General features: G+C 58.3%; 23 protein-coding genes. 14 read left to right on the forward strand and 9 right to left on the reverse strand.

Annotated elements, in window-relative coordinates:
• Window positions 1-172 precede the first annotated feature (172 nt).
• The 3 genes from GOX66_RS00580 (at window position 173) to GOX66_RS00590 (ending at window position 1,888) form a co-directional block, all read left to right on the forward strand.
• The gene (locus tag GOX66_RS00580) at window positions 173-877 is read left to right on the forward strand and encodes a DUF533 domain-containing protein (protein WP_170758581.1); all 705 of its coding nucleotides are present in this window, start codon (window positions 173-175) and stop codon (window positions 875-877) included.
• A gap of 116 nt (window positions 878-993) precedes the next feature.
• The gene (gene rpmG / locus GOX66_RS00585) at window positions 994-1,161 is read left to right on the forward strand and encodes a 50S ribosomal protein L33 (protein ID WP_007799108.1); all 168 of its coding nucleotides are present in this window, start codon (window positions 994-996) and stop codon (window positions 1,159-1,161) included.
• A gap of 220 nt (window positions 1,162-1,381) precedes the next feature.
• Complete coding sequence (locus GOX66_RS00590; RefSeq protein ID WP_170758583.1) at window positions 1,382-1,888, forward strand: hypothetical protein; 507 nt, start codon at window positions 1,382-1,384, stop codon at window positions 1,886-1,888.
• 162 nt (window positions 1,889-2,050) lie between these two features.
• Here the strand turns inward: GOX66_RS00590 and GOX66_RS00595 are convergent, their stop codons facing one another.
• Window positions 2,051-2,827: a Bax inhibitor-1/YccA family protein gene (locus tag GOX66_RS00595; protein ID WP_170758586.1), complete on the reverse strand. Its 777-nt coding sequence runs from the start codon at window positions 2,825-2,827 to the stop codon at window positions 2,051-2,053.
• Window positions 2,828-3,009: 182 nt separating this feature from the next.
• Window positions 3,010-3,219 carry a DUF1127 domain-containing protein gene (locus tag GOX66_RS00600; protein ID WP_170758588.1) on the reverse strand — a complete coding sequence of 70 codons (210 nt, stop codon included), beginning with the start codon at window positions 3,217-3,219 and terminating at the stop codon, window positions 3,010-3,012.
• 127 nt (window positions 3,220-3,346) lie between these two features.
• Between GOX66_RS00600 and GOX66_RS00605 the strand changes: the two genes are divergently transcribed.
• The gene (locus GOX66_RS00605) at window positions 3,347-4,228 is read left to right on the forward strand and encodes a LysR family transcriptional regulator (RefSeq protein ID WP_170758601.1); all 882 of its coding nucleotides are present in this window, start codon (window positions 3,347-3,349) and stop codon (window positions 4,226-4,228) included.
• Window positions 4,229-4,235: 7 nt separating this feature from the next.
• On the opposite strand, the gene GOX66_RS00610 is transcribed toward GOX66_RS00605, so the two are convergent.
• Window positions 4,236-5,192 carry an NADPH:quinone oxidoreductase family protein gene (locus GOX66_RS00610; RefSeq protein ID WP_170758603.1) on the reverse strand — a complete coding sequence of 319 codons (957 nt, stop codon included), beginning with the start codon at window positions 5,190-5,192 and terminating at the stop codon, window positions 4,236-4,238.
• Between the two features lie 335 nt (window positions 5,193-5,527).
• Here GOX66_RS00610 and GOX66_RS00615 point away from each other — a divergent pair, with 335 nt between their 5' ends.
• From GOX66_RS00615 to GOX66_RS00625, 3 genes are all read left to right on the forward strand, one after another.
• Complete coding sequence (locus GOX66_RS00615; RefSeq protein WP_170490074.1) at window positions 5,528-5,899, forward strand: helix-turn-helix domain-containing protein; 372 nt, start codon at window positions 5,528-5,530, stop codon at window positions 5,897-5,899.
• A gap of 44 nt (window positions 5,900-5,943) precedes the next feature.
• Window positions 5,944-6,735 carry a histidinol-phosphatase gene (hisN, locus tag GOX66_RS00620; RefSeq protein ID WP_170758604.1) on the forward strand — a complete coding sequence of 264 codons (792 nt, stop codon included), beginning with the start codon at window positions 5,944-5,946 and terminating at the stop codon, window positions 6,733-6,735.
• A 114-nt stretch (window positions 6,736-6,849) separates the two neighbouring features.
• Window positions 6,850-8,184 (forward strand): 8-oxoguanine deaminase, encoded by a 1,335-nt coding sequence (locus GOX66_RS00625; protein WP_170758606.1) that lies wholly within the window; start codon window positions 6,850-6,852, stop codon window positions 8,182-8,184.
• A gap of 27 nt (window positions 8,185-8,211) precedes the next feature.
• On the opposite strand, the gene guaD is transcribed toward GOX66_RS00625, so the two are convergent.
• Window positions 8,212-9,501: a guanine deaminase gene (guaD, locus tag GOX66_RS00630; protein ID WP_170758608.1), complete on the reverse strand. Its 1,290-nt coding sequence runs from the start codon at window positions 9,499-9,501 to the stop codon at window positions 8,212-8,214.
• Window positions 9,502-9,641: 140 nt separating this feature from the next.
• Between guaD and mgtE the strand changes: the two genes are divergently transcribed.
• Window positions 9,642-11,036, forward strand: a complete 1,395-nt coding sequence (gene mgtE / locus GOX66_RS00635; RefSeq protein ID WP_170758610.1) for a magnesium transporter — start codon at window positions 9,642-9,644, stop codon at window positions 11,034-11,036.
• Window positions 11,033-11,605, forward strand: a complete 573-nt coding sequence (locus GOX66_RS00640; RefSeq protein WP_170758613.1) for a 5-formyltetrahydrofolate cyclo-ligase — start codon at window positions 11,033-11,035, stop codon at window positions 11,603-11,605. The genes mgtE and GOX66_RS00640 overlap by 4 nt, the downstream gene beginning before the upstream one ends.
• Window positions 11,606-11,610: 5 nt before the next feature.
• On the opposite strand, the gene GOX66_RS00645 is transcribed toward GOX66_RS00640, so the two are convergent.
• Window positions 11,611-11,844: a putative hemolysin gene (locus GOX66_RS00645; RefSeq protein WP_170758615.1), complete on the reverse strand. Its 234-nt coding sequence runs from the start codon at window positions 11,842-11,844 to the stop codon at window positions 11,611-11,613.
• 89 nt (window positions 11,845-11,933) lie between these two features.
• On the opposite strand from GOX66_RS00645, the gene GOX66_RS00650 reads away from it, so the two are divergent.
• From GOX66_RS00650 to GOX66_RS00660, 3 genes are all read left to right on the forward strand, one after another.
• Complete coding sequence (locus GOX66_RS00650) at window positions 11,934-12,746, forward strand: TIGR00282 family metallophosphoesterase (protein WP_170758618.1); 813 nt, start codon at window positions 11,934-11,936, stop codon at window positions 12,744-12,746.
• A gap of 91 nt (window positions 12,747-12,837) precedes the next feature.
• A complete protein-coding gene (locus GOX66_RS00655; RefSeq protein WP_170758620.1) occupies window positions 12,838-14,616 on the forward strand; it encodes an SLC13 family permease in 1,779 nt (592 codons plus the stop codon).
• Between the two features lie 98 nt (window positions 14,617-14,714).
• Entirely contained in the window at window positions 14,715-15,455 is a 741-nt protein-coding gene (locus GOX66_RS00660; RefSeq protein ID WP_170758622.1) for a YbaY family lipoprotein, read from the forward strand.
• Window positions 15,456-15,468: 13 nt separating this feature from the next.
• Here GOX66_RS00660 and GOX66_RS00665 read toward each other — a convergent pair whose 3' ends face one another.
• The 4 genes from GOX66_RS00665 to GOX66_RS00680 form a co-directional block, all read right to left on the reverse strand.
• Window positions 15,469-17,130 carry an FAD-binding dehydrogenase gene (locus tag GOX66_RS00665; RefSeq protein WP_170758624.1) on the reverse strand — a complete coding sequence of 554 codons (1,662 nt, stop codon included), beginning with the start codon at window positions 17,128-17,130 and terminating at the stop codon, window positions 15,469-15,471.
• Window positions 17,111-17,533, reverse strand: coding sequence for a hypothetical protein (locus GOX66_RS00670; protein WP_170758626.1), 423 nt, complete (start codon window positions 17,531-17,533; stop codon window positions 17,111-17,113). The genes GOX66_RS00665 and GOX66_RS00670 overlap by 20 nt, the downstream gene beginning before the upstream one ends.
• A 72-nt stretch (window positions 17,534-17,605) precedes the next feature.
• A complete protein-coding gene (locus tag GOX66_RS00675; RefSeq protein WP_170758628.1) occupies window positions 17,606-18,340 on the reverse strand; it encodes a glutamine amidotransferase in 735 nt (244 codons plus the stop codon).
• Between the two features lie 16 nt (window positions 18,341-18,356).
• Window positions 18,357-20,129 (reverse strand): SLC13 family permease, encoded by a 1,773-nt coding sequence (locus tag GOX66_RS00680; protein WP_170758630.1) that lies wholly within the window; start codon window positions 20,127-20,129, stop codon window positions 18,357-18,359.
• Between the two features lie 110 nt (window positions 20,130-20,239).
• Between GOX66_RS00680 and GOX66_RS00685 the strand changes: the two genes are divergently transcribed.
• Entirely contained in the window at window positions 20,240-20,980 is a 741-nt protein-coding gene (locus tag GOX66_RS00685; RefSeq protein WP_170758632.1) for a YebC/PmpR family DNA-binding transcriptional regulator, read from the forward strand.
• A 163-nt stretch (window positions 20,981-21,143) separates the two neighbouring features.
• Complete coding sequence (locus GOX66_RS00690) at window positions 21,144-22,418, forward strand: permease (RefSeq protein WP_170758634.1); 1,275 nt, start codon at window positions 21,144-21,146, stop codon at window positions 22,416-22,418.
• Window position 22,419: the final 1 nt, after the last annotated feature.

Below are 22,419 nucleotides of genomic sequence, written 5' to 3' on the forward strand. Positions count from 1 at the left end.
CTGACAGATCTTTCAAACTGCGGTCTCGGTATTTCAAATTCGTCTAGTCTGATGCCCACTGTGTACCTCACGGCCGCATCAGATATTCAGATATCCGTGAAGCATCGGAATTTAGGTTTGCGAACTATGATAGGGTGCGGAAAAGACTATTTTGAAAGTTGGGAGGATTGTCATGAGTTTTATGAAAGCACTGGCCTCGGTGGCCGTTGGATTTGCCGCTGCAAAAGGAGTGGAAAAATACAAGCAAATGGGTGGTATGGCTGGCCTGCAAGACATGATGCAGGGTGCCGGAGGGAGCTTCGGTATAGACCAGCTTGGCAAAATGGCCGAGCAATTCGGCATGCCCGGTGGGGCCGCTGGTCTGCAGGAGATGATCGGTAAACTGGGTGTTGCTAACCCGGCAGGTGCCGCCGGGTTGGGAGGGCTGATGAACGCCCTGCAGGGCGCCGCGAAAACCGGCAGTCAGCAAACAGCGGACATGATGGAAACTGTTTTCAAGGGCACACCGGGCGGTGCCGTCATGGAGGAGCAGGCCAAACTGATGCTGCGCGCGATGATCCAGGCGGCGAAAGCCGATGGGGAGTTGGATGCACACGAAAAGGAAACTATTCTTGGAGAGCTGGGTGATGAGATCAGCGAAGATGAACGTGCTTTTGTTCAGGACCAGCTTGAGGCTCCGATCGATGTCATCGGACTAGCCGCTGATTCCGGCGGGCCCCTCAAGACGCAGATTTACGCCACGTCGCTGGCAGCGATTCGTCTGGATAATGAAAGAGAGGCATCTTACCTGCGGCAGCTGGCGACCGCCCTGGGGCTGTCGGACGCTGAACGCGATCAGATCCACACCTATATGGGGGCGCCAATCCTGTCTTCCTGACTTCGGTCTGGTGAAGGGCGCGATTGCCCTTGACATGGGCGGTGCAGCGCGTAAAAGCGCACGCTCATAGGAATTCAACCGAAAGGCCCCTGCCTTTTCGGACGCAGGAGATAACCATGGCGAAGCCGACGACAATCAAGATCCGTCTGAACTCGACCGCGGGCACGGGCCACTTCTACGTGACCAAGAAAAACGCGCGTACCATGACTGAAAAAATGACCGTTCGTAAATACGATCCGGTCGTTCGGAAGCATGTCGAGTACAAGGAAGGCAAGATTAAGTAATCTGCCGTCCAGCTTGGACAATATTAAAGGGTTCTGCTGCGGCAGAACCCTTTTTCGTTGCCTGCTGTTTAAGGAAGTTTCGGCCAGAATGACGGATGAGAGCCAGATCGGGCCGTTGCAGCGAAGCCTCAGCACGCAGGCCCTTGAGTTCGGCAACGGGTTGCTTTTTTGAAGAGCTTGCCACTACGGTTCAACAAACCGATCCAAAATGTTGGCCGTCATGAAAAAAATCTTGTTATCCACAATAACTGTTCTGGCCCTTGCAGCCTGCGAAGACCCATATAACCGCGAAGGCGTCGGGTTCACGGGAATCGATGGAGAACCCCGTACCACCTCAGATGTGCCCGGCACGGTTGCTTTCCTTCCGCCTGCTACGAATGTTCCGGCTGAACTTGCACTTTTGCCCACAACGCGGGTAACGACGGATGCAACCGAGGCTGAGAAAGTGGCGCGCGTCGCGATCGACAATGGCGGACGCAGTGACACCACTGCTGTTGTTTTGACAGGATCGGACACAAATCTGTTTCTGAGCACAGTCAGCGTGAACGGCACATTGTTTGGTGTTCTGCGCACGGCGAACGGTAGCACTCGCGTTGACAACGGCATCGGCGCAAACTTTGGCCGCAATGCCGAGCAGTTCACCGGATGCTTGCCGGCTGGCGAGGTATACCGTAAGGGCTCGTCCGATCAAAGCTCGGGTTTTGCCGTGGCGTTGAACTGCAGCTGACCCAACAGACCTGATATCCCAAATGTAAAGCCTCCACCAATTGGTGGAGGCTTTTTCCTTGCCGATTTGGCCTGCGGCATAGGGCGTGGCGGGAATATTCCCAGTCCGAAAAAAAAAGGGCGGGCCCTGTGGCCCGCCCCACCGAAAGGTATCCGTGTTCTATTATTCGCGGCTGCCGAAGAACTGCAGCAGGAACATGAACATGTTGATAAAGTCCAGATAAAGGCTCAGAGCGCCCATGATCGCGGCTTTGCCCAGCCATTCCTGATCGCCCGAGTGTGCCATCTGCAAGTAGGTGTTCTTGATGTTCTGCGTATCGTATGCGGTCAGACCGGCAAAGATCAGAACGCCGATGATCGAGATAGCAAACGCCATAGCAGGCGAAGCCAGGAAGATATTGACCACCATCGCGACGATCAGGCCAATCAGACCCATCATCAGGAATGTGCCCATCGCGGACAGGTCTTTTTTCGTGGTGTAGCCGTATAGTGACAGCCCCGCGAATGCGATAGCTGTGATCAGGAAAACCTGAATGATCGACTGGCCGGTGAAGACCAGGAAAATCCAGCTGATCGAAACACCCATTACTGCGGCAAAGATATAGAATACCGTCTGCGCCCCGGCGGCCGACAGGCGGTTGATTCCTGCGCTGAAGCCAAAGACAAATGCCAGCGGGGCAAACATGATCACCCATTTCAGCGGTGAGGCGAATAGGGTGTAGCCGAACGACGTCAAATACTTGTCAGCGCTCAACTGTGCTGCGGCTGCCGATGGGTCAGCCGTTGTTGCCAGGCCCGAGATAGCCCAGGCTGCTGCAAAAGTAATCAGCATGCCTACAGACATCGTGCCGTAGACTTTGTTCATGTGGGCGCGCAGGCCCTCGTCAATCTGGGCAGCGCGCGCGCCGGTCGCCGTCCGGATCGTGTCGAATTGTGCCATTAAAGGGTCTCCCTTCACATAGTTCTTGTCGCGGTCCGAGTTTCGGACCCCGTTCCCCGCAAATATCGGAAACTGCGGGCCACGTTTCAAGGGTTTAACGTGAGAAACGGGTTAAAACACGCAACAAAAAAGGCGGCCCGCCTATGTGGGCCGCCTTTTTGGCAAACTGGAGTGTTTTGGCATCATTTTTGCCAGAATTGTGGGGCATCCCAGATCGGGCGGCTGGCCTCAGCCTCTGCCTGCTCACGCGTGATTCCAATGTCCTCCAGCGCCCGGTCATCCAGTCTTGCCAGATTGCGGCGCTGGCGCCTCAGGGAAAGTGCGTCCCAAACGGTGGTCAGGCTAAAGCCGCGGCGAGGCTTGCAGTTTCTTTTGATTGCAATTTGGGTCATAGTATTTGTCCTTTCCTTGAAATTCGATGGTTTCATCGTGTTCCATCAACTTCCTTGATTTATATGGCGCGATATGACACATTTTGAAAATGAATATTTATGAAGTAACGCATAAGGAATCGTGAACATGCGAAATTTGGACATCACGACATTGCGCTCGTTTGTAGCTGTAGCCGACCATGGTGGTGTGACACGTGCCGCCGGGTTTCTGCATCTGACGCAGTCGGCTGTTTCAATGCAGCTGAAGCGGCTGGAAGAACTGTTGGGGCTCGAGTTGCTGGACCGCAGCGGCAGAACTATCGCCTTGACCGCTTCGGGCGAGCAGTTGTTGGCCTATGCCCGGCGCATGATCGCATTGAATGATGAAGTGATCTCAAAACTCACGGATCAGGCGTTTGAGGGAGAGGTCGTGCTCGGTGTGCCTCACGATATTGTTTACCCGGCAATCCCCAGGGTTCTGCAGCGGTTCAATGCGGACTTCCCAAGGGTTCGTGTACAACTGGTGTCGTCCTATTCGCTTCAGCTCAAGGATATGTACAAACGCGGAGAGTGCGATCTGATCCTGACGACCGAGGCAAACGGGGGCGAGGGCGCCGAAACCATCGCGGAACTGCCTTTGCGCTGGATCGGTGCTCCGGGCGGCTCGGCCTGGCGCAAACGACCGATTCCGCTGGCGCTTGGCCGCCGCTGTCTGTTCCGGCCGCAGGTCATTGCAGCATTGGACGAGGCAGGCATCCCCTGGGAACTGTCCGTTGAAACCGAAAACGACCGCACGATCGAGGCGACAGTAAGTGCCGACCTCGCGGTTCATGCGATGCTGGACGGCACCGAGGCCGCGCATCTGGTTCAGATAGACACCGGAGGAGTGCTACCGGAACTTCCCGCACATATGATTAATTTGTACGGGGGCGAGGCCGGGCGCGGTCAGGTCGTCGAGGCGCTGGCAACGCTTGTACGCCAGAATTTCCGTATGCTGGGCGGTGCGCCGTTGAAGGCGGTCGTCGGCTGACCAGCTCTCAGGGCGTGATTACAACCTTGCCGGTCGCCTTGCGGTCACGCAGAAGTTGCAACCCTTTTTCGGCTTCCGACAGCGGTAGTGTATGGCTGATATGAGGTTTGATCCGACCTTCAGCACACCACTGGAACAGCGTGTTGAAACTGTCCTGTACGACTTGCGGTCGGAAAGTCAGATATCCACCAATGTAAAGACCAATCACCGTCAGATTTTTGACCAGCAGGTGGTTGGCCGGAATCTGCGGAACGTCGCCGCCGGCAAATCCGATTGGCAGTAAGCGCCCCTCGGGGTTGGTGGCCCGGAATGCGGCCTTGAATACATCACCGCCGATGGCGTCATAAACAACATCCGCTCCGCCCAAATCCTTGACGCGGGCGCGAAGATCCTCGGAGGCGTCGATCAGGTGATCCGCACCCGCCTTTTGGGTAACCGCCAGTTTTTCCGCGCCGCGTGCCTGGGCGATCACTGTTGCGCCCATCAGCTTGCCGATCTCGACGGCTGTCAACCCGACCCCGCCCGCAGCGCCTGTCACCAGCAGAGTTTCCTCGGGTTGAAGGCGCGCGCGGTGGTCCAGTGCAATATGACTGGTGCCATAGGCGATCTGAATGGCGGCAGCATCTTCAAAGCTGACGGAATCGGGCAGGCGAATTGCCCGGTTGGCATCAAATGCACCATATTCCGCCAGACCGCCCTGACCTGAATACACCGCAACCCGGTCTCCAGGTTTAAGATGCGTCGTGCCGGGCCCGGTTTCATCGACAACGCCGGCAATTTCCATGCCCTGTGTAAATGGCGCTGATGGCGTGTCCTGATATGTACCCTTCTGCATCAGCAGATCGGCAAAATTCAAACCGCAGGCTTTGATCGCAACGCGAACCTGACCTTCGCTAGGTACAGGAACATCAATATTACAAAGCCGAGCGGCCGCCCCTTCGGATGGAATCCTGTACGCCAGCATATTTGGCTCCTGAGTTTTTTTCGAATAGGTTCGTGCCAATCTGGAATTGTCAATCACATACCGGGCAAGCCAAGAAAGGCGCCGCCGTAGCTGTTTCAACCTGCCCTGCCGGAATGGACGTGTGCCGGATCGCAACGACACAACCTTAATCCATTATTCAGGGAATCAGATTCAACCTTCTTGAAAAAATGCCAAAAACGGGCAATATTGTCCCATGGTGCTGATTTGGGGGGCATGTTCCTGATTAGGGAGTGGTTAAGGGCGGCTCGCTAGCGTTGCGGTATAAGCATGTCGCACACCTGAATTGGTTGTGTGTGTAGTAGAGGAGAATACCAATGACCCATCACGTCGATGTCCATGTGGGCAAGCGCGTCCGGCATCGCCGCTGGCTGATTGGCATGACCCAGCAGCAGTTGGCGCAGCAAGTTGGTATTAAGTTTCAACAGATTCAGAAATACGAAACAGGGGCCAACCGGATCAGCGCGTCTCGACTATGGGACATTGCTGAAGCACTGGATGTACCGGTCAGCTTTTTCTTTGAAGGTCTGGAGGAAGCCGAAAAAGAAACCACCGGGAAGAAATCAGTTCCTGCCGATCTGATGGGCGACAAAGAAGCTTTGGATCTGGTTCGTTCCTACTATGCGATCCCTGAAAACCAACGCCGCCGTTTGTTTGAACTGGCACGGGTGCTAAGTGACGTCGCATGATTTAACGGGTTGACTCTGCGTCGCGCGGATCGCACGGGTGGCGCATGCAGGAAACCAAGTTTAATGATCTGGAAGTTGCCGAAGAAATGGCCGACGCGGCGCGGGCGGCCATTCTTCCGTTTTTCCGGCAATCCAATCTTGAGACAGCCAACAAGCTGGCCGAAGGTTTCGATCCGGTGACGGTCGCCGACCGAAATGCCGAAAAGGCCATGAGGGATGTTTTGGCCAGACACCGTCCAAAGGACGGTATATTCGGCGAGGAATTTGGTCAGGTAGAGGGCCATAGTGGCCGGACTTGGGTTCTGGACCCGATCGACGGAACGCGCGGGTTTATCAGCGGCACTCCAACCTGGGGCGTTCTGATCGCGCTGAGCACGCAGGACGGACCGATCATGGGCGTCATTGATCAACCCTATATCGGCGAACGGTTCGTGGGATCGGCGGAAATTGCTAAGGTTATCGGCCCGACCGGTACCACACGGCTGAAAACCCGTCCGACACCAACGCTCGATCAGGCCATCCTGTTTACCACTTTCCCCGAGGTTGGTGCACCGGAGGACCGCGCCGGTTTCGAGGCCGTGGCGCAGCACGCGCGGCTGACCCGCTATGGCATGGATTGTTATGCTTACGCTTTGTTGGCTGCGGGGCAGATCGATCTGGTGATCGAAGCCGGACTCAACGCTTATGACATTCAGGCCCCGATCGCTGTGATAGAGGCTGCCGGTGGGATTGTCACCGATTGGCGGGGCGGACCAGCCCATAGTGGCGGGCGCGCGCTTGCAGCAGCCAACTCTGACCTGCACGTGGCAGCGTTGGAAATCTTGCGCAGCTATTGAAATCAGTTGCTGGGTTCTGACCGGTCGGGTAGAGTGAATCCGGCTGGTTCTTACGCCCGTTTTCCGCCAGCCCACGCACTTCTTGCATGAGACGGGTATATGCAGGAGGGCGAAATGACCGAAATCCTTATCAAAAACGCAGACACCATTTTGACGATGGATGACACGCGGCGGGAATTGTCCGGCGCGGATATTCTGGTCCGCGGCGGGCAGATCGAACAGATCGGCCACGATCTTCAAACAGAGGGTGATATACACGACGCGTCAGGGTGTGTTGTGACGCCCGGGCTGGTGAATACCCACCACCATCTCTACCAAACCCTGACCCGCGCGGTGCCCGGCGGTCAGAACGCATTGCTGTTCGGCTGGTTGCAGACGCTCTACCCAATCTGGTCCCGATTTGGCCCGGAGGAGATGTTTATTTCCGCTCAGATCGGTTTGGCAGAGCTGGCACTTTCCGGGTGTACGCTCAGTTCGGATCATCTTTATCTTTATCCCAACGGTGCGCGGCTGGATGATACGATTGCTGCCGCTGCCGAGATTGGTCTGCGATTTCATCCGACACGCGGCGCGATGAGTATTGGCGAAAGCGAAGGAGGGCTGCCGCCAGACGCTTTGGTCGAAGGCGAACGCGCGATACTCGACGATATGATCCGCGTGGTTGATGCGTTTCATGACCCGTCCGAGGGGTCAATGTGCAGGGTCGGGCTCGCGCCGTGTTCTCCGTTCTCGGTCAGCCGGGACCTGATGCACGACGCGGCGGTTCTGGCCCGTGACAAGGGCGTGATGTTGCATACCCATTTGGCGGAAAACGACGAAGATATCGCCTATTCGCAGGCCCAGTTCGGCTGCCGTCCCGGCCAGTACGCCGAGGAACTGGGATGGACAGGGTCGGACGTTTGGCACGCGCATTGCGTGAAACTGGACGGGGTCGAGATCGACCTGTTTGCAAGCACCAAAACCGGCGTTGCGCATTGCCCATGCTCCAATTGCCGTCTGGGTTCGGGCATAGCGCCTGTACGTGCGATGCGCGATCAGGGCGTTCCGGTCGGGCTGGGCGCGGACGGCTCGGCCAGCAATGACAATGGCAGCCTGATCCTCGAAGCACGTCAGGCCATGCTATTGCAGCGGGTTGTAAACGGGGCAAATGCTATGTCTTCGCGCGAAGCATTGGAGATCGCGACGCGCGGAGGTGCTAACGTTCTGAACCGTCCCGATTGCGGCCGTCTTTCGCCCGGAAAACGAGCCGACATCGCCGTCTGGGATACGCGCTGCATTGAAAGCGCGGGCAGTTGGGACCCGGCGGCCCTGCTGCTGGCCGGACCGATGCAAGTTAAGCACCTGTTTGTTGAAGGGCGGCAGATCGTGCGCGATGGGCATGTCATCACGTTGGATATGCCCCGCGTGATCGAGCGGCAAAACCAGCTGGCACGAAGCCTGCAAGCGTGATGGTCTGCGCCGAAAAGGCGCAGTTGCTTACTTGTCCACGCGACGACCGGCGATCCAGACCTCGGCAATCGCCCGGTCGTCGCCCATCATGATGGTGGGAAAGATGGCCTCCCACAAATCGTCAGCACAGGCTTCGCGCTGGGCGATGGCGGGGGTCGAGGCGAGGTCAAGAACGATCAGATCGGCCTCCATCCCCGGTGCTACATTCCCAATGCAATCGTCCAACCGTAGGGCACGGGCCGATCCAATCGTACTCAGCCACAAGAGTTGCTCCGCGTGCAGCGGTGATCCGCGCAGTTGCCCGATTTCATAGGCGGCTGCCATCGTGCGCAGCATCGAAAAGCTGGATCCGCCACCGGTGTCCGTCGCCAATCCGATCCGGTGGCCGTCGCGCATCAAGCCATCCATGTCGAACAGACCAGATCCGATGAACGTGTTCGAGGTCGGACAGTGGATCAGCGCGGCGTCAACTTCACGAAGCCGGTCACGCTCACGCGACTCCAGATGGATGACGTGACCGTAAAGGCCGTGTGCGCCCAACAGACCAAACTTCTCATAGGTATCCAGATAGTCGCGCGCCTCGGGGAACAGCTCGCGGACCCATGCGATTTCGTCTGTCTGCTCGCTGAGGTGGGTTTGCATCAGGCAGTGCGGGTGCTCGGACCACAATGCGCCCATTGCCTCAAGCTGTTCAGGGGTAGAGGTGGGCGAGAAACGTGGCGTTATCGCATAGGACAGGCGGTCGATCCCATGCCATTTCTCCAGCAATGCTGCAGATTGGTCATAAGCCGTCTGAGCGGTGTCGCGTAGGCCTTCCGGCGCATTTCGGTCCATGCAGGTTTTACCCGCGACCACGCGTTGGTTGCGCCTTTGGGCAGCGGCGAAAAATGCATCGACGCTTTCCGGATGAATAGTGCAGAAACTGCACATCGTCGTGGTGCCGTGCGCAGTGGTCAGGTCGAGATACCGGTTGGCGATCTCAGTGGCATAACCGACATCGCCGAACTTCATTTCTTCGGGGAACGTATACGTGTTCAGCCAGTCAATAAGGCGCTTGCCCCAACTGGCGATCATCGCGGTCTGGGGGTAATGCACATGCGCGTCCACGAAACCGGCCATGATCACATGCTGGCCGTGATCCACCACAGTGGCATCAGGGTGCGCGGCGGTCACGCTGTTGGCATCCGCCACTGCGGAAATGCGGCCGTCTTCGATCAGGACCGCTTCGCTGATTTGAACCGCTTCGGTCGGTTCACCTTCGAAAGGTGAACCGGTAAAACTCAGGACACGTCCTTTCAGCAGCGTTTTTTGCGGCATTTTCCTGTATCTCCGGCGGTATGGGACTGCGAAACAGCATAAGCGCGGGATAGTTGTGGGTAAATCGGCGCATTGTCATTGTTTTCCGGTAGCTGCTTCTTCTATTTAAGGGTCAATGACCAAAAAATACGGGGGCAGACATGACGACAGGCTTTGATGAACCCGTGACCGAGTCCACCGGCGACGAAGACGTCTATGCGCTGGATCCCCGGACTGTGGCGGCCATCCTTTACGCTGTTGATGTGGATGATCGCGACAAGCTGATCGAGCTGATGGAGCCGCTGCATGCGGCCGACATCGCCGACCTACTGGAACAGATCAACCCCTATGACCGCGCTCGCCTGATCCGCCTTTACGACAAGGAGTTTGACGGCGACATCCTGTCGGAACTGGATGAGGCCGTTCGGGAAGAGGTTATCGGGGTTCTGCGCCCGGACGTTCTGGCTGAGGCCGTGCGCGACATGGAAAGCGACGATGTCGTGGACCTGCTTGAAGACCTCGAAGAACCTCAGCAAGAGACTATTCTGGACGCGCTTGAGGACTCTGAACGGATTGCGGCCGAACAGGCCCTGTCTTATCCGGAAAACTCTGCCGGCCGCCTCATGCAGCGCGAGGTGGTCATGGCGCCTGAACACTGGACGGTGGGTCAGGCCATCGACTTCATGCGCGCCAATGACGACCTGCCCGAGCAATTCTATCACATCGTTCTTGTCGACCCTCGCCTGAAGCCCGTCGCGCAAGTCACGCTTGGCAAGCTGATGGCGACCCGTCGCGAGGTTGCACTGCATGACATTTCGGAGGAGGAATTTCACACCATCCCCGTCGATCAGGACGAGGAAGACGTTGCTTATGCCTTCAACCAGTACCACCTGATCTCGGCCCCTGTAGTCGACGGTGACGGGCGTCTGGTCGGTGTGATCACCATCGACGATGCAATGGTGGTTCTGGATGAGGAATACGAAGAAGACATGCTGCGCCTTGCCGGTGTCAGCGACGAAAGCTCTCTGTCCGACAGTGTGGCGGCGACCAGCAGGCGGCGCTTGCCCTGGCTGGCGGTGAACCTGTGTACGGCGATCTGTGCCTCATTGGTGATTTCGCAATTTGAGGCGGCGATCGATCAGCTGGTGGCGCTGGCCATTCTGATGCCAATCGTGGCGTCGATGGGCGGAAACGCAGGAACGCAGTCGCTGACGGTTGCGGTGCGGGCGCTGGCAACGCGCGACCTGACCGGCTCAAACGTCGCACGTGTGATCCGGCGAGAATTGCTGGTGGGGATGTTGAACGGGCTGTGTTTCGCCATCGTGCTGGGCACGGTGGGGATGCTTTGGTTCGACTCTCCGCTGCTGGGTGTCGTGATCGGATCGGCCTTGGTCGTGAACATGGTGATCGCAGGCTTTGCGGGTACGGTAGTACCGGTGGTGCTGGACCGTCTGGGCGTTGACCCGGCGCTGGCGTCAGGGACCTTTGTGACGACAACAACCGACGTCATGGGGTTCTTTATCTTTCTGGGGCTTGCCAGCGTGGTGCTACTGTGACCGAAACAACCGATCTGACTGAAATCAAGGCCGCTGCGCGAAAAGAAGCCTTTGCGCGCCGTAAGGCCGCGTTTGATGCCCGTATGCCCGGCGCCGCGGGACGGTTGTCCGAGGTTCTGGCGGGTCATCGGGGTGTGCCCATGTCCGGCTATATGCCGATCCGAACTGAGATCGACCCGCTGCCTGCCATGGCCGAGGCCTCGGCTTATGGCCCGGTTGGCGTGCCGGTCATCCAGGGGGCAGGGCAGGCGCTGAAGTTTTCACGCTGGACACCCGAAGGTGCACTGAAGGACGGCCCGTTCGGTGCCAGGGTGCCCGAGGTTGATGATTATTTCGACCCCGAGATTCTGATCGTGCCGCTTGTTGCCTTTGACGCGCAGGGCGGCAGGCTGGGTTACGGCGGCGGGTTCTATGACCGTACGCTGGACGGCCTTCGCGCCAAACGTCCCACTTTGGCCATCGGCTTCGCCTTTGATGCGCAAGAGGCGGAAGGGCTGCCGCTGGAACCCACTGATCAGCCGCTGGATATGGTGATTACTGAAAGTCGCGTGCTGACCTTTTCGGCCTGATCTTGTCAGATCGGGCTGTTTTCGCGGAAGTAATCCCAGGCGTCGACTTCACTTCCATCTGGCAGAATGCAAACTCCCGACTGACCATTGTCGCCATCGCGAATTTCGTATCGCGCACCGCTTTCAATGCAGTAAGTCGCGGCCGGGTTTGCCAGCCGCGCGGTTGAATCAGAAGACGGCGGCTGATCACATGCCGCAAGTGAGGTCAGCCCTACGGCAGCCAGAAGGATGCGAGGCATAAAAATTCTCCTGTGTAATGTGCTTTGACAGATTATGCAGACAGTTTAAGCGCTTGTGTTTGCCCATTGCCACACTTAGGACAGATCGGATGAGGATACTATTTCTGGGTGACGTCATGGGCCGCGCTGGGCGTGCGGCTGTACAGCAACATCTGCCGCGTTTGCGCGACGAATGGCGGTTGGATTTTGTTGTGGTCAACGGTGAGAACGCCTCGAACGGGATGGGCCTTACCGGGGACCATGCCAAGCTGCTGCTGGATGCAGGGGCTGACTGCCTTACGCTGGGTGATCATGCGTTCGACCAGAAGGACATGCTGCAATTCATCGAGGGTGAGCCGCGCATTGTTCGGCCAGTGAATTTCGCCAAGGGTGCGCCGGGACGGGGGCATCGTCTGTATACGGCTCCGGGCGGGCGCAAGGTGCTGGTCGTGCAAGTGCTGGGGCAGGTCTTTATGAAGCGGCCCTTTGACGATCCATTTTCGGCCATTGAGCCAATCCTGAAATCCCACCCGCGCGGTGGTCAGGCGCAGGCGATTATCGTTGATATGCACTGTGAGGCGACATCGGAAAAGATGGCAATGGGCCATTACTGTGACAAACGCGTTAGCCTTGTGGTGGGAACACATACCCATGTGCCAACCGCCGACGCTCAGGTTCTGCCCGGTGGAACGGCCTATCTGACCGATGCGGGGATGTGCGGAGATTACGACTCGGTCATTGGGATGGACAAGGTGGAGCCAATGCGCCGGTTCATTACCGGAATGCCCAAGGCTCGGTTCACCCCGGCAAATGGTGAGGCGACCCTGAGCGGCGTTTTTGTCGAAACCGACGACCGTGACGGCCACGCCAAAACCGTGCGGATGGTCCGCGTCGGAGGGCGTTTGGAACAAGCTGGGCCTTAAACAGCAAGTCAGGCTTGCTCTGCTGCGCGCAATGCGTGAAACTGCCTGACGGGCGCATAGGCCAGGCCAGGGTTCGGACAGAATACCAAGAATGCATTTCCTTCAACTGACAGAAACGGGCAGCGCAATATTGGCGCTGATGGTCGTTGCAGGCATGTTCATCATGTTCCTGCGCGAAGTTTATCCGACCGAGGTTGTCGCCATCGGTGGTGTCGCCCTGATGCTGGTGACGGGTATTCTGCCTTATCAAAGCGCGCTGGCTGTGTTGTCCAACCCGGCGCCCTGGACGATTGCGGCGATGTTCATCATCATGGGTGCTTTGGTGCGAACCGGAGCGCTGGACGCGTTCACCACGACGGCGCAGAAGCAGGCGCAGGTAAACCCGCGCTTTGCCATCGGCTTGCTGATGGCCTTTGTCGTATTTGCTTCCGCCGTGGTTTCGAACACGCCAGTGGTGGTCGTCATGATCCCGGTCTTTGTCCAGATTGCGCGCACATTGAACGTTCCGGCCTCGAAATTGCTGATCCCGCTGAGTTACGCGGCCATTCTGGGGGGCACACTGACCTTGATCGGAACCTCGACCAACCTCTTGGTGGACGGTGTCGCCCGCTCGCAGGGGATGACAGCGTTCTCGATTTTCGAAGTTACCCCGCTGGGCATCGTGCTGGTGATTTACGGGATGTTCTATCTGCGCTTTGTCGCGCCACGTCTTCTGCCGGACCGGGACAGCATGGCCTCGCTACTCAGCGACCGGTCGAAAATGAAATTTTTTACCGAGGCGGTCATCCCCCCCGAAAGCAACCTGATTGGGCGCGAAGTGACAGGGGTTCAGTTGTTTAAACGTCCCGGTGTGCGCCTGATCGACGTGATCCGGGGCGACGAGTCACTGCGGCGTAATTTGAAGGGCGTCACGCTGAACGTCGGCGATCGCGTGGTTCTGCGTACCCAGATGACCGAACTGCTGAGCCTGCAGAGCAACAAGGAACTGAAGCGCGTTGATCAGGTTTCAGCGGTTGAGACCAAAACAGTCGAAGTACTGATCACCCCCGGTTGCCGCATGGTTGGCCGGACCTTGGGTGCGTTGCGTCTGCGTCGCCGGTACGGTGTCTATGTGCTGGCCGTGCATCGCCGAAATCAGAATATCGGGCGTCAGTTGGACGATCTGGTGGTTCGGGTCGGGGATACGCTGCTGTTGGAAGGTGCCCCTGCGGACATCCAGAAACTGGCGGCCGACATGGAAATGGTCGACGTCGCGCAACCTTCGGCCCGGGCGTTCCGTCGCAGCCACGCTCCGATTGCCATTGGTTCGCTCGTAGGGATCGTCGCGCTGGCCGCGCTGGGTGTCGCGCCGATCCTGCTGTTGTCGATTTTGGCGGTTGCTGTAGTTCTGATCACCCGCTGCATCGACGCTGATGAGGCGTTTTCATTTGTCGAAGGCCGTCTTCTGGCCTTGATCTTCGCGATGCTGGCCATCGGCGCAGCGCTCGATAAATCCGGGGCGGTTTCGCTGATTGTCGAGGCCGTCGCGCCGGGCCTTAGCAAGTTGCCACCCGTTCTGATCATCTGGGCGGTCTACCTGCTGACCTCTGTGCTGACCGAGCTGGTGTCGAATAATGCGGTGGCCGTCGTCGTGACGCCGATTGCCATCGGGTTGGCGCAGGCCGTGGGAATCGATCCGCGCCCGCTGGTGGTGGCGGTTATGGTCGCGGCCTCGGCTTCGTTCGCGACACCAATCGGCTATCAGACCAACATGATGGTCTACGGTCCGGGCGGGTACAGGTTTGTGGATTTCATGAAGGTCGGTATCCCGCTGAACCTGACTGTCGGCTTGTTGGCCTCACTGCTGATTCCATTGATCTGGCCCCTGTAAGGTCGGCGCAGAACCGCCGGTTTTTCCTCGAAGTTCTTGTAATCTCGGAACCTCGCACAATGTTTTGAGAAAGAGAATTTGCGAAAGGGAAGACGTTTATGCCCAGGATTGGATCCGCCGTTATTGCTGTTGCGGCTATGTCGGTGGCCTTGAGCAGTGCCGCCGTGGCCGGAACTATAGAAGGCACGGCCACGTATCGCGAACGTATCGCGGTTCCGCCGGACGCGACGCTTTACGTTCAATTGCAGGACGTGTCTCGCTCTGATGCTCCATCCGTGACCCTGGCCGCTAAACGCTATGCGCTGACCAGCGTGCCTGCGCAGTTTGACCTCAGCTACGACGAAGCGCTGATCCAGGACGGGATGCGCTATGTGGTGCGCGGATCGGTCTTTCAGGGCGAAAAGCTGCTGTTTACCACGGATACGGCCTATCCGGTTTTGACCGATGGCTCCGGGAACACGGCTGATCTGGTCCTGGTTCAGGCGAAACCTCAGGGGGTTGCGGTGCTGGAGAATACCAATTGGACTGCAACCGGGTTGAACGGTGCGCGGCTTGAAACTGAAAAACGGCCCACGCTCTCTTTCGCCCAAGGCGGCGCCTTTTCAGGCAGTGGTGGCTGCAACCGTTTTTCCGGTCGGGCGGAAATCTCGGGAAGTCGAATCGAGTTCCCTGACAACATGGCAGCAACGCTGATGGCCTGCCCACCGCCGTTGGATGAAGTCGAGCGGCAGTTTTTCAAAGCGTTGCAGGGCGTGACCACCTATGCGCAAAAAGGCGATACGCTGGTGTTGCTGGACAGTGCTGGGCAACCCGTGGTGCAATTTGCGCGGACGCAATAAAGCTGAGAGCCGTTCAAGCGACGGCTCTTGACCGACCGGCATTACGGCCCGAGAAGATGCAGCCGCCCAGAAACGAGCCTTCCAGCGCGTTGTAGCCGTGGTAACCGCCACCGCCAAAGCCGGCGACCTCTCCCGCAGCAAACAGGCCAGGAACGACCTGACCATCCGCACCGATCATCTGACTGTCCAGATTGGTCTGCAATCCACCCAGCGTCTTGCGCGTCAGCACGTGCAGTTTCACCGCGATCAGCGGGCCGTTGGCGGGGTCAAGAAACTTGTGAGGTTTCGCGGTCCGGATCAGTTTGTCCCCGCGGTAATTGCGCGCCGCCAGAATGGCCGCCATCTGGGCGTCCTTGGTAAAGGGGTTATCGACCTGTGAATCTCGCGCCTCGATCTGAGCGCGCAGATGTGCCTCGTCGATCAGACCGCCACCCATCTGGTTCATGCCGCTGACAAGTTCGGTCAGTGTATTGGCGACGATGAAATCCTCGCCATGTTCCTTAAATGCCTCGACCGGCGCTGTTGCCTTTGATCCGGTCAGGATGCGCTGGAACAGTACCTCTTTCCAGCCACCATCGGTCATGTCGGGGTTCTGTTCGGATCCTGAGAGGGCAAACTCTTTCTTGATTACCTTCTGGGTCAGGACAAACCAGCTGTATTCATAGCCGGTTTTCAGGATTTCGCCCAGGGTACCCAGCGTATCGAACCCGGGCATGCAGGGTGGTTTCAGCCGGTTACCGCGTGCGTCGAACCACATGGAGCTGGGGCCGGGCAGGATGCGGATACCGTGCGAAGGCCAGATCGGGTTCCAGTTCCGCACGCCCTCGGTGTAATGCCACATCCGGTCGCTGTTGATCACGTGACCCCCGGCCTTTTCGCTGATGCCGATCATCCGCCCATCGACGTGAAACGGCACACCCGCCACCATATCCTTTGGCGGTTCTCCCAGCCGGTCGCGGGGCCAGTTCTGACGCACCATCTCGAAATTGCCGCCGATCCCGCCCGAGGTGACGATGACCGAAGGCGCATAGGCTTCGAACTCGCCAACTTCATCACGATTGGTTTTGGCACCGTGAGGTGCGGCGTCATCGGCAAGAACCTCGCCCGAGACGCCCTTGGCCGTACCGTTCTGCATGATGATATGACTTACCTGGTGGCGAAATTTCAGCTCGATCAGCCCCGCGCTGACATGTTCGCGTACGCGACGGATGAAGTGTTTCAGAACCCCCGGGCCTGTGCCCCAGGTGATGTGGAACCGGGGCACCGAATTGCCGTGACCATCCGCATATGACCCTCCGCGCTCGGCCCAGCCGACGACTGGAAACCAGCGCAGGCCCATTTCGTACAACCAGGGTCGCATTTCTCCGGCGGCGAATTCCACGTATGCCTCAGCCCATTTGCGAGGCCAGGCGTCTTCGTCGCGGTCGAATTGCGCGCTGCCCATCCAGTCGCGCAACGCAAGTTCATGGCTGTCCTTGATGCCCATCCGGCGCTGTTCAGGAGTGTTCACCATGAACAGCCCGCCAAGGCTCCAGAACGCCTGTCCGCCCAGAAAATGTTCGGGTTCCTGATCGAGGACGATAACCTTCTTGCCGCGATCACCCAGTTCGGAAGCGGCCGCCAGACCAGCCAGCCCGGCCCCTACGACAATGGCATCAACAGTGTTGGTGGTCATGTCTTGTCCTTTCAGCGGCCGCGGAGCCAGGCGATAAACGGAAGGGCCACACCATACATCGTGATCCCAAAACGGCCGAGGGCTGAACCCCCTGCCTGTCCCTTTGGTCAGCGCCGCCAGAGTGTTGATCAGGATCTAGGCGAGGGCCAGACCGGCGATTGAAACTTCCGGGAGGAGCGCTGAGCAGCATGAAGCCAACCGCAATCTCGGACGGCAATGCGAACAACGTGACGAAAAAATAGGCCGCGATGGGCAGCAAGATGATGTGGCTCAGCACACCGATGGCGAACGGGAAGTGCAGGCTGACGACGCGGCGGAAATCGGCGACCTCGGGCCCAACGCCCAGAGACAGCATGAAAACCGTCAGCGACAGCGGCAGGCCGACATTTATGAGCAGATCCAAGAACAACTCCTCCCAAAGCCGTTCCGATCAGCCTATGCGAGTGTCAAAGCCGCAGGCAACAACGCCGTTGGGTCACATGTAGCGTTGGGCGAAACGACGCAGGATTTCGCCGGGCTGGGTGACGTCTGCTGCGTGGCATATATCGATCAGGCGCTGTGCGTCATCGGGTGGAAAATAGCCGAAGTCTTTGTATATATTGATGCGTTGTTCAAAGTCTTTTGCATCAGCTTCCGGGTGGAATTGCGTGGCGTAAACGTTCTGGCCCCAGCGGATCATCTGAAACGGGCAGGGGTCCGAGGCGAGCAGGTGAACACATCCGTCGGGAAGGGACTGTACGGCCTCTTTATGACCGACGAACGCGTCAAAGGTGTTTTCCAATCCGGCAGTCAGCGGGTCACGCGCACCGTCTTCGGTCAGGTGACAGGTCGAGGGTCCGACGGGTTCTCCGTACTGTTTCTTGCTGACGTCACCACCCAGATGCGCGGCCAGAATGCCAAGCCCATAGCAGCATCCCATAAAGGGATGATCCTGCGCGGTGATCTGGGGCATCAGGCCCATGATTGTTTTTTCAATTCGCGCATCCATCGCGGATTTCGTGGCCGGATCGTCGCTGACGCAGCCGGGGCCGCCGCCGACGATCACTCCGGCATAATCCGTCACGTCCAGCCCGTCTGGCAGGTCTTCGCAGTCCAGTCGGATTCGATGGGCCTGTTCTGGGGACAAGCCGGTCTTGTTTAGGATGGAGGCGTACTCAGCGTCCGAGGCTTCGGTTTCCGGGCGCAGCTGCAGGATCAGAAATCGTTTCATAGGATGCCCTTACCCGTCAAAGCGGCCAGAAGACAAGGATGGCGGGAATGGAAACCGCAATAATCAGGATTTCCAGCGGCAGTCCCATGCGCCAGTAGTCGCCAAAGCGATAGCCGCCGGGGCCCAGCACCAGCGTGTTGTTCTTATGCCCGATTGGAGTGAGGAACGCGGCCGAGGCCGCAACAGCCACCGTCATCAGGAAAGGATCGGGCGAAACCTCGAGCGTACGGGCCATCTGGATGCCGACAGGGGCCGCGACGATGGCCGTGGCGGTGTTGTTCAGCACATCCGAAAGAGTCATCGTGACCACCATCAGAACCGTCAGGATGGCCCAGGCGGGCAAGCCATCAGTCAGTTGCACCAGTGCGTTAGCGATCAGCTCAGTGCCGCCGGATGTTTCCAAAGCGCTGCCCAGCGGGATCATGGAACCCAGCAGCACCACCACCGGCCATTCGATATGATTGTAGATATCGGCGATCGGCATGATCTTGGTAAGGACATAGGCGACCACGACCAGCCCCAAGGCGATGGGCAGGTAGATCAGCCCGACGCTCGCCGCCAGCACGGCGGCAGCGAACAGGCCGATTGCCAGCCACGCCTTTTCACTGGCGGTGACGTTCAACCCACGCTCCGCCAGTGGCAGGCAGCCCAGCCAATCGGTCACATCAGAACTTCGGTCCCGCGGACAAAGCAGCAGCAGAATGTCCCCTGCCTCCACCGGCGTCTTGCGTACCTGTTCGGTGATGCGGCGGCCCTGGCGCGAGATACCCATCAGCACGGTGCTCTGCCGCCATGCCAGACCCAATCCCTGCGCCGTGCGTCCGGCGATACGCGCGCTTTGAGGGACGACAACCTCGATCACTTCAAGGCCGTCCCCCTCGGCCGTCAGAAGTTCCTGCCGTCGCGTGTCCGAGAAATCGAGACTCAGCGCGGCCCGGAACTCATCCAGAGCCTCAGGGCGGGCTTCCAGTACCAAGGCATCGCCCTCGTGCAGAGTGGCATGTGCCGAACGACCATAACGCCTTTTGCCGTCGCGGATCAGGCCGATGATTGCGACGTCGGATTTCTCGGCAGCTTCGTACAGTTCGCTGACCCTCTTGCCGATATGTGCTGATCCCGGGGGGATCGTCAGCTCGGCGATATACTCGGCCAGAGCCTCGGATGTTTCGGTCTGCGGGCCCCGATTTGGGATCAGCCGCCACCCTACCAGTGCCACAAAGGCCAGTCCGGCGATGGCGGCCAGACCGCCGACCGGGGCGAAATCGAACATACGAAAGGGCTTGCCGAGAGTTTCCTGCCGGATTGAGGCGATGATGATGTTGGGTGGGGTGCCGATCAGCGTCGCCATGCCGCCCAGGATAGTGGCAAAGCTCAGCGGCATAAGGGTCAGCCCGACGGATCGCCCGGCTTTTCGCGCGGTCTGGATGTCGACCGGCATCAGCAGCGCCAAGGCGGCCACGTTGTTCATGAAGGCCGAAAGAACGGCCCCTATGCCGCCCATCAGCGCAATATGCGCGCCCAGGCCCCGTGACGCATCGACCAGAGTACGCGTGATCAGGAACACCGCCCCCGACCGTACCAAACCGGCCGAGACGACAAGGACCAGTGCCACAATGATCGTTGCAGGATGGCCAAAACCGGCAAAGGCGTCATCAACGGGTACAACCCCCAGCACGACCCCAATCAGTAGTGCGGTGAAGGCCACAAGATCGTATCGAAATCGCCCCCAAAGAAGCATTCCGAACACTGTGGCGAAAAGGGCAAAAAGAATAATCTGATCGGTCGTCATGCCGCCACCATACCCACAAGGGGGGCTTGGACAAGCCGCTCTCTTGATCCCATGCCCCGCAAACGTCTATATGAGCGCCGAATACGCAATCACTATCACGAGGACGCAACATGGCAGGCCATTCCAAATGGGCCAACATCCAGCACCGCAAGGGGCGTCAGGACGCCGCGCGGTCCAAGCTGTTTTCCAAGCTGTCGAAAGAAATCACCGTCGCCGCCAAAATGGGCGACCCCGATCCCGACAAGAACCCGCGCCTGCGTCTGGCTGTAAAAGAAGCCAAGTCGAATTCTGTCCCCAAGGACGTGATCGACCGCGCAATCAAGAAGTCGCAGGCAGGCGAAGGCGACGATTACGAAGAAATCCGGTATGAGGGCTATGGCCCGAACGGTGTGGCCGTGATCGTTGAAACGATGACCGACAACCGTAACCGGACTGCATCGACCGTGCGCTCGACCTTTTCCAAGAACGGCGGCAATCTGGGCGAGACCGGCTCGGTCGGGTTTATGTTCGAACGCAAGGGCGAAGTGGTCTACCCGGCAACGGTCGGTGACGCTGACACTGTGTTCGAAGCGGCGATTGAGGCCGGTGCCGAAGACGTCGAAAGCTCGGACGAGGGCCACATCATCTGGTGCGCCGACACAGATCTCAATGAAGTGTCGAACGCGCTGGAATCCGCGCTGGGCGAGACAGAGTCAACCAAGTTGATCTGGAAGCCGACCACCACGACGGAACTGGGTCTGGAAGACATGCAGCGGCTGATGAAACTGGTAGACGCGCTGGAAGATGACGATGACGTCCAGCGCGTTACGACCAATTTTGAAGCTACGGACGAGGTCATGGCGCAGCTCTGATCTGTATCGTAAAGCAATCGTTGAAAACCCGGCCTCTGGCCGGGTTTTTAGTTTCGCGGTCTCAGAGTTCTTGGCCGGTCGCGAAGAACGCTATAGGCTTGAATCTGAACGCAAACGATCCCGGACGGTTTCGCGCACCAGTCAACGCAGGGCCGGAAAACAGATGACGGACATTTCGACGACCCCACCAAAAAGGAACTTTCCGGTTCTGACTGGGCAGAGCATCCTGTCTCAGGTTGCGTGGACGCTTGGCAGCCCGTCCGTTGTTCTGCCATTTCTGGCCGTGTCGCTTGAACTGCCGATGTTCATTGCCGGTGCTCTGGTGTCTGTTCGAATGGTCGGCAGCATGATCTCGGACGTGTTTCTAGCGCAGCCGATAGCGGCACGCGAGAGCAAAAAACGCGGGATTGCGATATCCGAAGTTGCAATCGGGGCATGCCTTATCATGGCGGTTGTGGTGGCAGCGACCGGCATTGTTCCCGCGATCGCCCTGGCCTTTGTCGCGGCGTTTTTTCTGATTGGTCTGATCGAAGAGATACAGTCGCTGATGATGACTGACCTATTAGGCGAACATGTGCAATCCAAGTCGCGGATGATCATGAACTATCTTCAGCTTGGCGTTGGCGGGCTGGGGGCCATCGGACTGGTGCTGTTGGTGCATGAGGTCACCAAAGAGAACCCACCTTTTTCCCGTCATTCCGCAGTCATTGCTGTTTCAGTGACGTTCTTTGTCTTGTCCGGCCTGTCTATTCTGGCGATGTCAGAAGCCGTTCATCGGCCCGAAAATAAGGACGGGGCGCAACCAGTGCGGAAGCGCAAGTTGATCGAGAATTTCACGGACATTGTCGCCATGTTCGATCAGGCATGGTTCCGCCGTTACATGGTCATGCGTATGCCATTGGTCGTGGTGTCCCTGTCGGTGCCATTCTTTGCATTGATCGCGGCCGAGGCGCATCACACCTCGGCCAAAGGGCTGACGGCCATGATCGTTTCGTCCGCATCGGGGTATCTGGTTTCGGCCCCATTGTGGCAGTTGGTGAATATGAAATCTCACCGCGCGGTCATGGTTACCGGCAACCTGATGGTTGCTCTGACCGGAGCGGTGTTGTTGACGGTGCACTTTCTGGGGATTGACCACGCGGTGCATCTGCACGCCATCGCTCTGTTCATCGTAACGGTGGCCGTGACAGGTATCAGCAGCGCCCGAAGGTTGTATTTTTGGGATGTCGCACCCAAGGATCAACGCGTCAAAGGGGCGGCCGCGATCAAAAGCATATGCCGGATTTCTGCCGTCTTGATATCGGCGGCTTTGGCCGGTGTCGCGCATATGCACGAGGTCGCATGGGCGGTCGCGTTCATTGTCCTTGTCAGCCTGTTCGCGGCCATCGCCTGTTATCGCATTGTCGTTCCCAATACAAAAGAACCGGTGCCGTCCTGAA

The organism is Ruegeria lacuscaerulensis (assembly GCF_013031245.1).
Classification (GTDB): domain Bacteria; phylum Pseudomonadota; class Alphaproteobacteria; order Rhodobacterales; family Rhodobacteraceae; genus Ruegeria; species Ruegeria lacuscaerulensis_C.